Source organism: Sphingomonas turrisvirgatae, assembly GCF_001721295.1.
Lineage (GTDB): Bacteria > Pseudomonadota > Alphaproteobacteria > Sphingomonadales > Sphingomonadaceae > Sphingomonas > Sphingomonas turrisvirgatae.
The window spans coordinates 1-1,287 of the sequence record NZ_MDDS01000065.1 but is presented as its reverse complement, the minus strand read 5'-3'; the positions used below and the strand labels follow the sequence as shown (position 1 = coordinate 1,287).

The window sequence follows — 1,287 nt, the reverse complement described above, 5'->3', positions numbered from 1 at the left end:
GAAGCCGGTTGTGGTTTAGCTGAGGTCCTTTCCTTCCCATCCAAGCGGGGCAACGCTGCGCTGTTGCTGCAAGATGAGGAGGACGAGATGGCTAAGAAAATCACCAACCCGGCTTTGTCGGCGATGCGTGAGGCGGCGGAGGTTGAACCGGCGCGCGCTCGGGTTTGGATCGGGCTGGATGTCGGCATGAAGTCGACATCGGTGTGCGTGCTGGATGGCGATGGTCAGATCGTGCACCAGTGTTCGATGAAGACCAGCGCGACCGAGCTGGGCCGGTACCTCGCCAAGAACTTTGCATCGAATGTGGCGCGGATTGGCCTGGAGTCCGGTGCGATGGGCGGTCACCTGGCGGTCGGCCTCAGGCGGCTCGGCTATCAGGTGTCGGTGCTCGATGCGCTGCAGGTGCACCGGGTACTATCGATCCGGCGCAACAAGACCGATACAAACGACGCGCGAGGCATCGCCGAGATCACCCGGTCTGGCCGCGACTACCTGACCGAGGTCTATGTGAAGAGCGCAGCCTGCTTCGAGGTGCGCGCGCAGATCATCCTGCGCCACCGGCTTGTTCAGCAGCGGGTGCAGACTGAGGCGGTGGTCCGCGGCCTGCTTCGTGTCTACGGTGGACGGGTTGAGTCAGGTGCCAAGTCGGCAGCGACGTTCCGTGAGCGCGTCGTCGAGCAACTGCTAATCATCGTCGATAACGAAGGCGTTGATCTGCGGCCGCGCATCATGCCGATCCTGGATCATTGTGCCAGGCTACAAGTCGATGCTGCCAGGATCGACGCCGAGCTGGAGACACTCGCTGGCGAGAACCCCGTATGCCGTCGTTTCATGGCGATCCCCGGCGTCGGTGCGATCACTGCGCTGTCGTTCTTCACCGCGATCGAGGAGCCCTCGCGCTTCCGTCGGATGGACGATGTCGCGGCGTATCTGGGCCTTACGCCGCGGGTATACCAGTCCGGTGAGAGCCTGACCCACGGCTCCATCAGCAAGATGGGCAACCGGCTCACCCGGACGCACCTGGTCAACGCCGCAACTGTGCTGCTGTCCGCGACCAAGACCTTCTCCTCGCTAAAGGACTGGGGCGTCCGACTGGCCAAGAAGGTCGGATTCAACAAGGCCAGGATTGCCGTTGCGCGCAAGCTTGCCACGATCATGTTCGGCATCTGGCGTGACGGCACGCATTTTCAGTTCAAGGCCGAGACTGTCGTCCCGCATCGCCAGATGATGCAGGCGGCGCGCAGCTAACCACGAGATCCGCCCGCTTGCCAAGCGGACGGTACGATC

1 protein-coding gene is annotated in these 1,287 nt (G+C 62.8%); it reads left to right on the top strand.

Going from position 1 to position 1,287, the window contains the following annotated elements; translation table 11 throughout:
- The coding region (locus BFL28_RS16730; protein ID WP_338152260.1) for an IS110 family RNA-guided transposase at positions 1-1,248 on the top strand (1,248 nt) is incomplete at its 5' end.
- Between the last annotated feature and the right edge of the window lie 39 nt (positions 1,249-1,287).